The organism is Halopseudomonas sp., from assembly GCF_036961105.1.
Classification (GTDB): Bacteria; Pseudomonadota; Gammaproteobacteria; order Pseudomonadales; family Pseudomonadaceae; genus Halopseudomonas.
Map to the genome: position 1 here is coordinate 139,262 of NZ_JBALWW010000004.1, position 12,720 is coordinate 151,981.

Genomic DNA, 12,720 nt, shown 5'->3' on the forward strand with positions numbered 1-12,720 from the left:
GAGAAGGCAGATGAGCGAGATGCAAGCCAGGGCGGCCAAGGTGATGGCCTGTATCGACGGGTCTGGCGCGGCAATCGCAGTTTGCGATTATGCCGCCTGGGCCAGCCAAAGGTTGCAGGCACCGCTGGAACTGTTGCATGTGCTGGATCAGGGGCACGCGCCGGCACATGCCGATTTGTCCGGGAGCATCGGCTTGGGCAGCCGCGAGCATCTGCTCGTGGAGCTGGCCGAGCTGGATGAGCAGCGCGGCCGGCTGCTGCGAGAGCAGGGCAAGGTCATGCTGGAAGCAGCGGCTCAGCGCGTGCGCGCTGCGGGTTCGGTCGGGCCGGTGACGCGACAGCGCCACGGCGAGCTGGTGGATACCCTGCGCGAACTGCAGGACGAGATACGGCTGCTGGTCATGGGACGCCAGGGAGAAGTCAGCGACTCGCTCGCGCGCCACGTAGGCAGCCATCTGGAAAGCGTGATTCGCACCCTGCACAATCCCATTCTGGTGACCACGGGCGAGTTCAGTGCGCCGCGCAACCTGATGCTGGCCTACGACAACAGCCCGAGCACGCGCAAGGGCTTGGACATGCTGGCGCAGAGCCCGTTGTTTGCAGGCCTGCCAATCCACCTGCTGATGGTAGGCAGCGACAGCAGCGAGAACCTGGCCGCATTGCAAGAGGGGCAGCAGAAACTGCAACAGGCTGGCTTCAGCGTCACTACAGCGCTGCGCACTGGCGAAGTGGAAGCGACGTTGCTGGCGTATCAGCGCGAGGCGAATATCGATCTGATCGTGATGGGCGCGTATGGCCACTCGCGGATTCGTCAGTTTCTCGTCGGTAGTACCACTACGGGCATGCTGCGCAATACGCAGTGCCCGTTGCTTCTGCTGCGTTGAAACCGATGCACGGAGCTGGTTGAGCCCTTACAGTGTGAGGCGCACGCCCGCAGCTTCCACCAGAATGCGCGCCAGGCCGTCCCAGGGTGAGCCTGGTGCCTGGCCCTTGATCTGCGCATCCACTGTCTGCGCCGCGCCCAGCCAGCCTTCCCAGGCGCCCGCAGGATGACGCTCCAACGCCCTTTTCATTATCGGCTTGCGCTTGTCCCAGACGGGCGGGCGCTGGCTGGAAAAGACCTTGTCCAGCGGAATGCCGCGGGCGCTATCCAGTGCCATGCTGGCCAGGGTGCGCAACTCCCGCGTTAGCGCCCAGAGCACCACCGGCGCTTCCACGCCTTCGCCCTTGAGACCGTGCAGAATGCGCAGTGCCTGTTGCGGCTGACCCAGCAGCATGGCGTCCGACAGATTGAAGACGTCGAAACGGGCGCTGTCGGCAACCACCTGCTGGACCGTGTCCAGATCAAGCGAGCCGCCACTGCAGAATAATTTGAGCTTTTCGATCTCCTGGGCGGCTGCCAGCAGATTGCCTTCTACGCGTGTCGACAGTAGCTCCAGAGCGTCCGGGCTGGCCTGGATGCCGGCAGCCGCCAGACGGTCACGCATCCAGCCGGGTAACTGCTGCGCTTCAATCGGCCAGACCTGTACGAAACGGCTATCGGCGTGTTCGACCAGCGCCTTGGCCCACTTGCTGCGCATGGCGGTGCCATCGAGTTTGGGCAGGCTGATCAGCAAGGTGGTGTCGGCTGGCGGCTGCTCCAGATAGCCCAGCAGCGCCTTGGCACCCTGATCGCCGGGTTTGCCGGAGGGCAAGCGCAGCTCAAGCAGGCGTTGCTGGGCAAACAGCGACAGACTGTGGCTGGCTTCGTAGAGCTGCGACCAGTCGAAGTTGCGCTCGGTATGGAAGACCTGGCGTTCCTCGCTACCCGCAGCGCGGCAGGCCTTGCGAATCAGGTCTTCGGCCTCGCCGGTCAGCAGCGGATCATCGCCACTGACCACGTAGACCGGCACCAGACCCTCCTTGAGCTGGCGTGGCAGTTGCGCCGCGTTCAGCTTCATGGCGCTTTCAGGGGGTCTGCTGCTGATCGAGGGTCTGTTCGCGTGCCGACAACTCGGTTTCGGTCAGGCTGGACAAACGGAACAGCAACTGTCGCGTCAGGTCGCCACGCATTTCCTGGCGCAGCAGCTCTTCTTCTTCGCTGGTGCCGACGATATTGTCCTTGTCGTTCACGTAGGTACGCCGGGTATTCAGGGTCTCCGGGCCTACCAGAGCGCGACCCTGACGGTCAGCAATCTGGAAGGTAAGGTCGCTGGTCAGCTCGTACTCGGCCGGGGTAGCGCGGCTGGTGTAGCTGACGGCACGCCGGCCCTGGGATTCATTCAGCAGCTGCAACTGGTAGGGCGCGCTGGTGTTGACTTCTACGCCGTCGATTTCCAGGGCTTCAAGCACCTGCTGATAGGTCTGGCCATAGCGGTTGTGGGCGGTGACGTCCAGCTCGTTGAGGTCAACGTGGTCAACGCCGGTACCGCGCAGCTGAAAGCCGCAGCCGGAAGCGAGCAGGGCAGCACCGAGTACAGCGCAGCTCAGCAGCAGACGAGGGGTGGTCAGGGACATCTTGGCTCTCCGTTGCATAAATCAGTTGGCGACAATGTTGACCAGCTTGCCGGGCACGACTATCACCTTGCGGATGGTCAGGCCTTCGGTAAAGCGTTGTACATTCTCGTTTGCCCGCGCGGCGGCTTCAATGGCTTCGCGGCTGGTATCGGCGGCCACATCAATGTGCCCGCGCAGTTTGCCGTTGACCTGAATGACCAGTTGCAGGATGTCCTGGGTCAGGGCGTTTTCATCCAGTACCGGCCAGCGGGCGTCGATGATGGCATCACTGTGGCCCAGCGCCTGCCAGAGGCTATGACAGATGTGCGGGGCGATAGGAGCCAGCAGCAGGGCGACGGTTTCCAGCCCTTCCTGCAGTAAGGCACGGTCCTGCGCGCTATCTTGCGGCGCCTTTTCCAGCACGTTCATCAGTGTCATGACCGCAGCGATGGCGGTGTTGAACTTGTGATGCTGACCTATATCCTGGCTGGCCTGCTTGATCGCCAGGTGAATGGCGCGGCGAATCTCTTTCTGCGCATCGGTGATGCTGGCCAGATCCAGTGCGTCCGCCGGGCCGCCGTTGCTGGCAAAAGCATGGTTCAGACGCCAGACGCGGCGCAGGAAGCGGAAAGCGCCTTCCACGCCGGAGTCGGACCATTCCAGGCTCATATCCGGTGGTGAGGCAAACATCATGAACAGGCGGCAGGTATCCGCGCCGTACTGGTCGATCATCGCCTGTGGGTCGACGCCGTTGTTCTTCGACTTGGACATCTTCTCGATGCCGCCTATCTCGACCGGCTGACCGTCGCTTTCCAGCTTGGCGGCGAGAATCTTGCCCTTGGCATCGCGCTCGACAACGACGTCTGCCGGATTGAACCAGCTCTTGCTGCCATTGGCTTCCAGGCGGTAGTAGGTTTCCGCGATGACCATGCCCTGGGTCAGCAGGTTCTTGAACGGCTCGCTGGCTTCGATCAGGCCTTCGTCACGCATCAGCTTGGTAAAGAAACGCGCGTACAGCAGGTGCAGAATCGCGTGCTCGATGCCGCCGATGTACTGATCGACCGGCAGCCAATGGTTCGCCGCTTTCGGATCGACCATGCCCTGCTCGTAATGCGGTGAGGCGTAGCGGGCGAAATACCAGGAGCTTTCCACGAAGGTGTCCATGGTGTCGGTTTCGCGTTTGGCTGCTGCGCCGCACTTGGGGCAGCTGCAGTCATAGAACTCGGGCATGCGGGCCAGGGGCGAGCCGGCACCATCGGGCACCACGTCTTCTGGCAGTACCACTGGCAGTTGGTCTTCCGGTACCGGCACGTCGCCACAGCTGTCGCAGTGAATGATCGGGATCGGACAGCCCCAGTAGCGTTGGCGGCTGATGCCCCAGTCGCGCAGGCGGAACTGGGTACGTGGGGCGCCCAGACCGTTCTGCTCCAGCACATCACCGATGGCGGTAAAGGCGCTGGCAAAATCCAGGCCGTCGAACTCTTCGGAGTTGATCAGCTCGCCTTTCTCGCCGTAGGCGTCCTGCCAGGGTGCCGGGGTACTGTCGCCAGCGGAGGTGCGGATAACCGCTTTGATCGGCAGATCGTATTTGCCGGCAAACTCGAAATCACGCTCGTCGTGCGCAGGCACCGCCATCACCGCGCCTTCGCCGTAGGTCATCAGCACGTAGTTGGCGACCCAGACCGGCATCTTTTCACCGGTCAGCGGGTGCTTGACGAAGAGCGGCGTCGGCATGCCTTTCTTTTCCTGAGTGGCAATGTCGGCTTCAGCGACGCCGCCGCGCTTGCACTCGTCAATGAAAGCTTGCAGCTTGCTGTCATTGCGCGCGGCGAGGGTGGCCAGCGGATGCTCGGCGGCTACGGCAACGTAGGTCGCTCCCATCAGGGTGTCGGGGCGGGTAGTAAAGACCTTGAGGCGGCCTTCTTCGCCGATGCTGTCGGTATCGTAGGGGAACTGGACTTCCATGCCGACGGATTTGCCAATCCAGTTGCGCTGCATGGTCTTGACCTGCTCGGGCCAGCCCGGCAGATCATCCAGTGAGCTGAGCAGCTCCTCGGCGTAATCGGTAATGGCGAAGTAATACATGGGGATTTCGCGCTTCTCGATCAGCGCGCCGGAACGCCAGCCCTTGCCGTCGATGACCTGCTCGTTGGCCAGCACTGTCTGATCCACCGGGTCCCAGTTCACGGTCCCGTTCTTGCGATAGATGATGCCTTTCTCGAACAGCCTGGTGAACAACCACTGCTCCCAACGGTAGTAGTCGGGTTTGCAGGTGGTTACCTCGCGCGTCCAGTCTATAGCCAGCCCCAGACTTTTCAGCTGGGTACGCATGTAATCGATATTGGAATAGGTCCATTCGGCTGGCGCGACATTGTTGTTCATCGCCGCGTTTTCCGCCGGCATGCCGAAGGCATCCCAACCCATGGGTTGCAGCACGTTCTTGCCCTGCATGCGCTGGTAGCGCGCGATCACATCACCGATGGTGTAGTTGCGCACATGACCCATGTGCAGCTTGCCGCTGGGGTAGGGGAACATCGACAGGCAGTAGAAAGTGTCCTGATTCGGTGTCTCGCTGACCTTGAACGCCTCGGCGTTCTCCCAATCGTTTTGTGCGGCGGCTTCGATGTCACTCGGTGAATACTGTTCTTGCATGGCGTGGGTCTGGAGGCTCGTAGTGGCGAATGATGGCGAAAAAGTAATGGGGCAGGATACACCACCAGGCCCGCCACAGGTAGTCATATGCCATTCGTCGCAGAGCACATTGCCTGCTGCGCTGCGGGTCTATCCTCAGGAGGAGACGCGAGCTGCGCAACCCTGGGAGGGGGCACAACTGACATTCAACTTTGGGAGCCAGAGCATGAGTTGGAGAACACCTGAGACCATGGTCCATCGACAGCGTGACTGCAGCTACGGTCGAATTCTGCGTCGCCTGGACCAGGCGCTGGACATGGCTCATACCCGGCAATGGCTCACCGGCTATCAGGGTGGCGGCATTGCCGAACTGGAGGTGCAGGGTCTGAGTCAGCAGGACCTGACCGTGCTCTGGCAAATTCTCGAGACGCTGGACGCGAGCCCGTTACCGGGCGTTCTGCCGCCGCCGTCGCAACGCTACGATCAACAACACTGACACTGTCACCAGGCCAAGCGGCGCACTGCGCCAGCGCAGATAGGGCGTCAGCCCTTGCATTGGCTGAACCTCTCCGATCAAGACCTCCTGCTGAAACTGCGGAATACGGGCGCGTATGGCCCCGTGCGGGTCAATCAGTGCGGTAACACCATTGTTGGTGGCACGAATCATCCAGCGTTGCGCTTCAATCGCGCGCATCTGTGCCATTTGCAGATGCTGCAGGGGGCCAATGGAGCGGCCGAACCAGCTGTCGTTGCTGATGGTGATCAGCAGATCGCTTTGCGCCGCCTGTTTGGCGGCAAAATCGGGATAAACCGCTTCGTAACAGATCAGCGGCGCCAGCCGGTAGCCGGCGGCCAGCAGCGGTGGCTGGTCGGCCGGTCCGCGGCTGAAGCTCGACATCGGCAGGTTGAAAAAGTCGATCAGGCCGCGCAGTAACGCTTCCAGCGGCACATACTCGCCAAAGGGCACCAGCTTCTGTTTCAGATACTGGCTTTGCGGCTGGCTGCCACCGACGGTGATGCCGTTGTAAATCCGCAGGCCCTCAGGGTCCATCTCGTCGACCGGGATACCGGTGATCAGGGTGCTGCCACGCTCGGCCAGATTGGCTGCGATGCCATCAACGAAGTACTGGCTCTGGCTCTGCAGTACAGGTACCGCGGTTTCCGGCCAGACCACCAGGTCGGTGGCAGGTTGCGCGTAGGTCAGGTCGCGATACAGCGACAGCGTGTGGGTAATGTAATCCGGATCCCATTTCAACGACTGCTCTATGTTTGCCTGCACCAGATTCACGCTGAGCGGCTCGCCCTTGGGCTGAGTCCAGTTGACCTGCTGCAAGGCCAAACCGCCCAGCCAGAAGCTTGCGATCAGCAGCAAGGCCATACCGGCCTGCGCCGGGCGGCGCAGCAAACGCCATTCACTGAGCAGGCAGGCGCTGCATACGGCCAGTGCTCCCAGTAGCCAGACCCCGCCAAGGGGTGCCCAGCCACTGAGCCAGGTATGGGTGTAGGCGTAGCCCTGATAGAGCCAGGGAAAGCCGGTAAGGAACCAGCCGCGGAACATTTCCTGCACCACCCAGATGGCAGCAAAGCTCAGGCTGTCCGACCAGGCATTGCCGCTGCGCAAGAAACGCACCCAGACCCAGGCCCAGAGCGCAATCAGCAGAGATAGACCAAATTCCAGCCCGCCGGTCAGAAAACCTGCGAGCAGCGGCGAGGCGTTGCCGTGCAGATGAATGCTGATATAAATCCAGGAAACCCCGGAAACAAACAGGCCCAGCCCCCAGGCGAGCCCGCGCAGGGCAGCCTGGCGGCCATCGAGCTGCAACAGGCTCTGATACAGCAGCGCTATCGAGAGCAGTGCGAACGGCCAGAGGTTGTATGGTGCAAAGGCCAGGGTGCTGAGGGCACCCGCCGCGACCGCGATCAGGTGTCCGGTCAGGCCGGGGCCGCGCAAGCGGGCGAGCAAAGCGCGGGGCAGCAAGGCAAGACGCAGAGACATGCCGTTCCTTAGTTTGGTAGATGCCTGGGGCGGCTGTCAGGTATTGACCAGGGTGACCCGAAGAAGGTGTACCCGGCGACTGTCGGCGTTCAGTACCCGCACGCGGAAACCGTCCAGCTCGACCACCTCATTGCGCTTGGGCAGGTGGCCAAAGGCATTCATTACCAGCCCGCCGACGGTATCGAACTCCTCATCGGGAAAGTCGGTTTCAAAATGCTCGTTGAATTCATCGATCGGCGTCAGCCCCTTGACCAGATAATCGCCGCTGGGCAGGGGTTTGATCTGGCTGTCCTCGTCTACGTCATGCTCGTCTTCGATGTCGCCGACGATCTGTTCCAGCACATCTTCGATGGTGACCAAGCCGGAGACGCCACCGTACTCGTCGATGACCACGGCCATATGGTTACGCGTGGCGCGGAACTCCTTGAGCAGCACGTTCAGACGCTTGGATTCTGGCACAAAGGTGGCGGGGCGCAGCACGTCCTTGATGTTGAAGCGCTCCATGTTGTCTTCCAGCAACAACGGCAGCAGATCCTTCGCCAACAGGATGCCCAGCACGTCATCAATGCTTTCGCCAATGACCGGGAAGCGCGAGTGCGCTGCCTCGATGACTTCCGGCAGAAACTCGCGCGGTGTCTGGCTGGCCTTGATGGTGGTCATCTGCGAGCGCGGGATCATGATATCGCGCACCTGCATGTCGCTGACCTGCAGGGCGCCTTCGATGATCGACAGGGCCTCGATATCCAGGACTTCATTGGCGTGCGCCTCGCGCAGCAGCTCCAGCAGTTCCTGGCGGTTCTTGGGTTCATGGACAAAAGCCTGGACCAGCTTGTCCAGCCAGGACTTGTGTCCATTGGTCGATCGATCTTCGCTCATTGATCCTTACTCGTTGTCATCTAGATAGGGGTCGGCAATGCCCAGTTGCGCGAGTAGCTCGCGTTCCAGAGCTTCCATTTCTTCTGCTTCGGCATCGTCAATATGGTCATAGCCAAGCAAATGCAAGCAGCCGTGTATGACCATATGTGCCCAGTGGGCGTTCAGTGGCTTGCCCTGTTCCTGCGCCTCGCGGGCGACCACCGGGACGCAAACCACCAGATCGCCGAGCAGCGGCAGGTCAAGTTCGGGGGGCAGATCGGCGGGAAAGGACAGCACGTTGGTGGCGTAGTCCTTGCCGCGATAGGTGTTATTCAGGCTGCGGCCTTCGGCCGCGTCCACCAGGCGGATGGTCAGTTCACGGTCGGTACCGGCGCCCAGCGCCAGCCCGACCCAGCGTAAAAAACTGTCGTCGTCGGGCTGGTCGGGCGCCTCGCAAGCGCGCTGGATATCGAGCTCAATGCTCATCGTTATCCTGCTGATTCCGGCGCTGCTCATTCTTGCGCTCTTCGCGCTCCACTTCCTGCAGCTCCTCAAAGCGGTCGTACGCCTCGACGATGCGCTGCACCAGTGGATGACGCACCACGTCCTTGGACAGAAAATGGGTAAAGCCGATACCTTTCACGTCCTTGAGCACCTGCATCACATGGCCCAGGCCGGATTTGGTGCCACGCGGCAAGTCCACCTGGGTTATGTCGCCAGTGATCACGGCAGTGGAGCCAAAACCGATGCGCGTAAGGAACATCTTCATCTGTTCCAGCGTGGTGTTCTGGCTTTCGTCCAGAATGATGAAGGAGTTGTTCAGCGTGCGGCCGCGCATGTACGCCAGTGGGGCGACTTCGATCACCTGGCGTTCGATCAGCTTGGTCACCTGCTCAAAACCCAGCATCTCATAGAGCGCGTCATACAGCGGGCGTAGATAGGGGTCGATCTTCTGCGCGAGATCGCCAGGCAGGAAGCCCAGCTTCTCGCCGGCCTCAACCGCCGGGCGCACCAGCAGAATGCGGCTGATCTGCTCGCGCTCCAGCGCATCTACCGCGCAGGCAACGGCCAGATAGGTCTTGCCGGTACCGGCCGGGCCAATGCCAAAGTTGATGTCGTGTTCCTGAATCGAGCGAACATAGCTCTGTTGGTTTGGCCCGCGCGGCTGAATGGTCATGCGCCGGGTGCGCAGTATTACCGGCCGGTTGTCGCCGGTCTGGTTCAGCGTTTCGCTCAGGCTTTCCAGTCCGGATTCCTGCAGAAAAAGGTGCACGGTATCGGGACTCAGATCCTTGCTGTCGCGGGTTTCGCGGTACAGCTGGCGCAGGACTGCTTCGGCAGAACGGGCTATGGCTTCTTCGCCGATCAGTTCGAAATGGTTACCGCGATTGCGCACTTCAATACCGAGGCGTTGCTCGATCAGGTGGAGGTTTTCGTCGAACTGGCCGCAGAGGGCGGCGAAGCGCCGGGAATCAACCGGTTCGATGCTGAAGCGATGAATATGTAGAGGAGCGTTCAAAATAGTCCGTTAGTGGCCTGGAGGCATGGATGAAACGACAGAATAGCGCGCAAATCCGGCGCTGCAAAGCACCCCCCAAACCCGCTGGTCGCAATGGCGGCGGGCTGGGGTGGCAGATGCGCGAATGGGGGGCGGCATGTGGTTAATGCAGGGTCTCGCCGACCAGAGTGCCGCGCAACGAGTGGGGCAGGGCTTCGTCGATCAATACGTCGACAAACTGGCCGATCAACTGAGGGTTGTTGCTGCGGAAATTGACGATGCGGTTGTGCTCGGTGCGGCCCTGCAGCATGCCCGGGTCCTTCTTCGAGTAGTCGGTCACCAGGATGCGCTGGGTAGTGCCGGCCATGCGGCGGCTGTTCTCGAAGCCCTGTTGATTCAGGCGAGTCTGCAGAATCTGCAGGCGCTGCTTCTTGACCTCGTCGGGAGTGTCGTCCGGCAGGTCAGAGGCAGGCGTGCCGGGGCGTGAGCTATAGATAAAGGAATAGGAGAAGTCGAAACCCACATCCTCCACCAGCTTCATGGTCTGCTCGAAGTCGCGATCGGTCTCGCCCGGGAAGCCGATGATGAAATCGGAGCTCAGGATGATGTCCGGTACGGCGGCTCTGAGCTTGCGCACGCGGGATTTGTATTCCAGTGCGGTGTGGTTGCGCTTCATGCCGGCAAGCACGCGGTCGGAACCCGATTGCACCGGCAGGTGCAGATACTTCACCAGCTCGGGGACTTCAGCATGCGCCTGAATCAGGCTGTCGGAGAACTCCAGCGGGTGCGAGGTGGTGTAGCGAATCCGGTCGATGCCGTCGATGGCTGCCACCACGCGGATCAGATCCGCCAGATCGGCAATGCTGCCGTCATGGGTCACGCCGCGGTAGCCATTCACGTTCTGGCCCAGCAGGGTGACTTCACGAACGCCGTTTTCGGCGAGGTGGATGACTTCGGCCAGCACGTCGTCAAAGGGGCGGCTGACTTCCTCGCCACGGGTGTAGGGCACCACGCAGAAACTGCAGTACTTGCTGCACCCTTCCATGACCGATACAAAGGCGGTGGGACCGTCCACGCGGGGCTCGGGCAGACGGTCGAACTTCTCGATTTCCGGGAAGCTGACATCGACCTGCGGCTTGTGGGTGGTGCGCGCCGCATCGATCATCTCGGGCAGACGGTGCAGAGTCTGTGGGCCGAAGACCACATCCACATAGGAGGCGCGGCTGCGGATCGCATCGCCTTCCTGGCTGGCAACGCAGCCGCCTACACCGATGATCAGATCAGGGTTCTTCTCTTTCAGCGGACGCCAGCGGCCCAGCTGAGAAAAGACCTTCTCCTGCGCCTTTTCCCGGATCGAGCAGGTGTTGAGCAGAATTACGTCCGCTTCTTCTGCGTTATCGGTCAGTTCCATTGCCTGATGTTCACCGAGCAGGTCTGCCATGCGAGAACTGTCGTACTCGTTCATCTGGCAACCGTGGGTCTGGATAAAGAGTTTCTTGGCCATGGGATCTATGCTGGGCATCGCTTGAGAAAAGGGGCGATTATACACACAAGCAGGGGCCTTTGTTATGCCCCGCGCTGTGCTATCATGCGCGCCCGCCGAACGGCAGCCGCCGCGGCGTTCACGTGTTTTCCAAGGTGTTGGTCATTCCGCCATGAGTAAAGAAAAGCAGCCGGTTTTCCGGGTTATCTTCAACAACCAGGGACAGGTGTTCGAGCTCTACGCACAGCAGATCTTTCAGAGCGAGCTGTGGGGCTTTATGGAGATCGAGGAACTGATCTTCGGTGAGCGCTCCCAGCTGGTGGTCGATCCTGGCGAAGAAAAGCTGAAGAATCAGTTTGATGGCGTCAAACGCAGCTTTATTCCGGTGCACTCGATTATTCGGATTGATGAGGTTGAGCGGGTGGGGACGGCCAAGATCAGCGAGGCCAAGGGTGATGGCAGCAGTAATGTGATGCATTTTCCGATGCCGCCGCGGACGGATAGTTGATCAACTTGCCGCGATTGCCATTCGATTTTCGAGTTCAGTTGCTTTCCGCGCTCTTGCTGATCAGGCTTTTCGCCTTTTCCGGCGAGTTACTTTTCTTTGAATGGCCAAAGAAAAGATAACCAAAAGAAATCCACCCCGGCCAAGCTGGCCTCCGGCTTCCCTGCGTTACTCGGTGTTGAGCGCGCCTGCGGAACTCGTCGCTACGCTCCTCAGACAGTCCTCGGCTCTAATCGCTCAACCCCTGCGTTACTCGACAGCTTGGAACGGGGAATCATTGGTCGAGCACGGCGTGGTTTTCAGGTTTGGTTGTTTGGTCCAATACTGAGCCTCAAAACCTGCCGCTGCACGGACTGAACAGTCCCATCTGAGTGGGCGAGTAGCGCAGAGCTGCCGGGAATAAGCCCGAGGACTGTCTGAGGAGCGTAGCGACGAGTTCCGCAGGGCCCCGGCAGATCGAGCAACGCAGCGAACCCGAAGGGCCGCGCAGCTGGGTGCCCTGGGGGATCGCTAAGGGGGCATGGGCAAGCATGCCCCCTTGGCTCGCCTAGAGGCGAAAGCGTTAATAAGCTAAATAAAAAAGTTGAACAGCCTAATCGAGATTTTTGTCGTCGAAGGTTAGGCAAAGTCACGGATCTCTCAAGCTCAGCAGCTAGGCGGATAAGAGCCCTACTCCAGCAACTCCTCAATCTCATCGACATTCGACTCAGGCCGCAACTGAGGTTCTTCCATCTTCAGCGTCCCACTCAACTGCTCCTCTCGAATCTGCGCCAGATAATCCCGAAACAAGGTACCCAGCACATGGGTCGCCGCTGTCATTTCCTGCTGGTTCATCTGCAGGGCGACCAGGTCGGCGCTGTCCATGGCTTCATCGTGACCGTTGATGGAGGCCATTTTCAGGATGATGTAAGCCTGGGGCAGATTGCGCCTTACGCCTTCGCCCTGGAAGTGCATCATGCCAAGGCGATACTGAGCGCGGGGTTCGCCCTGAATGGAGGCCCGCTCCAGCCACTGCAGGGCAGTGGCATAGTTCTGCTCGACGCGCTCACCGCTGTAGTACAGCTGGCCGAGTTCGTACTGCGCCTGCATGTCGCCGCCTTCTGCCGCGCTGATGCAGGTATCGATGGCCAGAGGCAGGCTTTCATCGTCCACGCGCTCGAGCGCGCAGTGGTCATCGGCGCTGATCAGCAGAGGATTATCGTTCTCGGCCAGCGCCTGAGCGGTGGGCACAAGCAGCAGACCAAGAAGGGTGAGGCTTGGCAGCAGGCGGTACATGAC

The 12,720-nt window shown here is 60.7% G+C and carries 12 protein-coding genes; 3 read left to right on the top strand and 9 right to left on the bottom strand.

The genetic code is table 11. The annotated features are described in order from the left end of the window. Positions 1 to 10: 10 nt before the first annotated feature. The gene (locus V7756_RS07005) at positions 11 to 883 is read left to right on the top strand and encodes a universal stress protein (RefSeq protein WP_335609436.1); all 873 of its coding nucleotides are present in this window, start codon (positions 11 to 13) and stop codon (positions 881 to 883) included. A 27-nt stretch (positions 884 to 910) separates the two neighbouring features. On the opposite strand, the gene holA is transcribed toward V7756_RS07005, so the two are convergent. From holA to leuS, 3 genes are read right to left on the bottom strand one after another with little or no spacing between them, the layout of a single operon-like run. Beyond that, a complete protein-coding gene (gene holA, locus V7756_RS07010; RefSeq protein ID WP_335609437.1) occupies positions 911 to 1,939 on the bottom strand; it encodes a DNA polymerase III subunit delta in 1,029 nt (342 codons plus the stop codon). Positions 1,940 to 1,946: 7 nt separating this feature from the next. Then, complete coding sequence (locus V7756_RS07015; RefSeq protein ID WP_335609438.1) at positions 1,947 to 2,495, bottom strand: LPS-assembly lipoprotein LptE; 549 nt, start codon at positions 2,493 to 2,495, stop codon at positions 1,947 to 1,949. 21 nt (positions 2,496 to 2,516) lie between these two features. After that, complete coding sequence (gene leuS, locus V7756_RS07020; RefSeq protein ID WP_335609439.1) at positions 2,517 to 5,126, bottom strand: leucine--tRNA ligase; 2,610 nt, start codon at positions 5,124 to 5,126, stop codon at positions 2,517 to 2,519. A 205-nt stretch (positions 5,127 to 5,331) separates the two neighbouring features. On the opposite strand from leuS, the gene V7756_RS07025 reads away from it, so the two are divergent. Further along, positions 5,332 to 5,601 (top strand): hypothetical protein, encoded by a 270-nt coding sequence (locus V7756_RS07025; protein ID WP_335609440.1) that lies wholly within the window; start codon positions 5,332 to 5,334, stop codon positions 5,599 to 5,601. On the opposite strand, the gene lnt is transcribed toward V7756_RS07025, so the two are convergent. The 5 genes from lnt to miaB form a co-directional block, all read right to left on the bottom strand. Next, complete coding sequence (lnt, locus tag V7756_RS07030; protein ID WP_335609441.1) at positions 5,551 to 7,101, bottom strand: apolipoprotein N-acyltransferase; 1,551 nt, start codon at positions 7,099 to 7,101, stop codon at positions 5,551 to 5,553. The two genes, V7756_RS07025 and lnt, sit on opposite strands and share 51 nt — an antisense overlap. A gap of 36 nt (positions 7,102 to 7,137) precedes the next feature. Continuing rightward, a complete protein-coding gene (locus V7756_RS07035; protein WP_335609442.1) occupies positions 7,138 to 7,977 on the bottom strand; it encodes an HlyC/CorC family transporter in 840 nt (279 codons plus the stop codon). 6 nt (positions 7,978 to 7,983) lie between these two features. Then, positions 7,984 to 8,442, bottom strand: a complete 459-nt coding sequence (gene ybeY / locus V7756_RS07040) for an rRNA maturation RNase YbeY (RefSeq protein WP_335609443.1) — start codon at positions 8,440 to 8,442, stop codon at positions 7,984 to 7,986. Beyond that, positions 8,432 to 9,475: a PhoH family protein gene (locus tag V7756_RS07045; protein WP_335609444.1), complete on the bottom strand. Its 1,044-nt coding sequence runs from the start codon at positions 9,473 to 9,475 to the stop codon at positions 8,432 to 8,434. Before V7756_RS07045 ends, ybeY begins: the two co-directional genes overlap by 11 nt. Before the next feature lie 142 nt (positions 9,476 to 9,617). Further along, positions 9,618 to 10,958 carry a tRNA (N6-isopentenyl adenosine(37)-C2)-methylthiotransferase MiaB gene (miaB, locus tag V7756_RS07050; protein WP_335609445.1) on the bottom strand — a complete coding sequence of 447 codons (1,341 nt, stop codon included), beginning with the start codon at positions 10,956 to 10,958 and terminating at the stop codon, positions 9,618 to 9,620. A gap of 151 nt (positions 10,959 to 11,109) precedes the next feature. Here miaB and V7756_RS07055 point away from each other — a divergent pair, with 151 nt between their 5' ends. Then, complete coding sequence (locus V7756_RS07055) at positions 11,110 to 11,445, top strand: DUF1820 family protein (protein ID WP_335609446.1); 336 nt, start codon at positions 11,110 to 11,112, stop codon at positions 11,443 to 11,445. A 666-nt stretch (positions 11,446 to 12,111) separates the two neighbouring features. Here V7756_RS07055 and V7756_RS07060 read toward each other — a convergent pair. Further along, positions 12,112 to 12,717 carry a tetratricopeptide repeat protein gene (locus V7756_RS07060; RefSeq protein ID WP_335609447.1) on the bottom strand — a complete coding sequence of 202 codons (606 nt, stop codon included), beginning with the start codon at positions 12,715 to 12,717 and terminating at the stop codon, positions 12,112 to 12,114. Positions 12,718 to 12,720 lie beyond the last annotated feature (3 nt).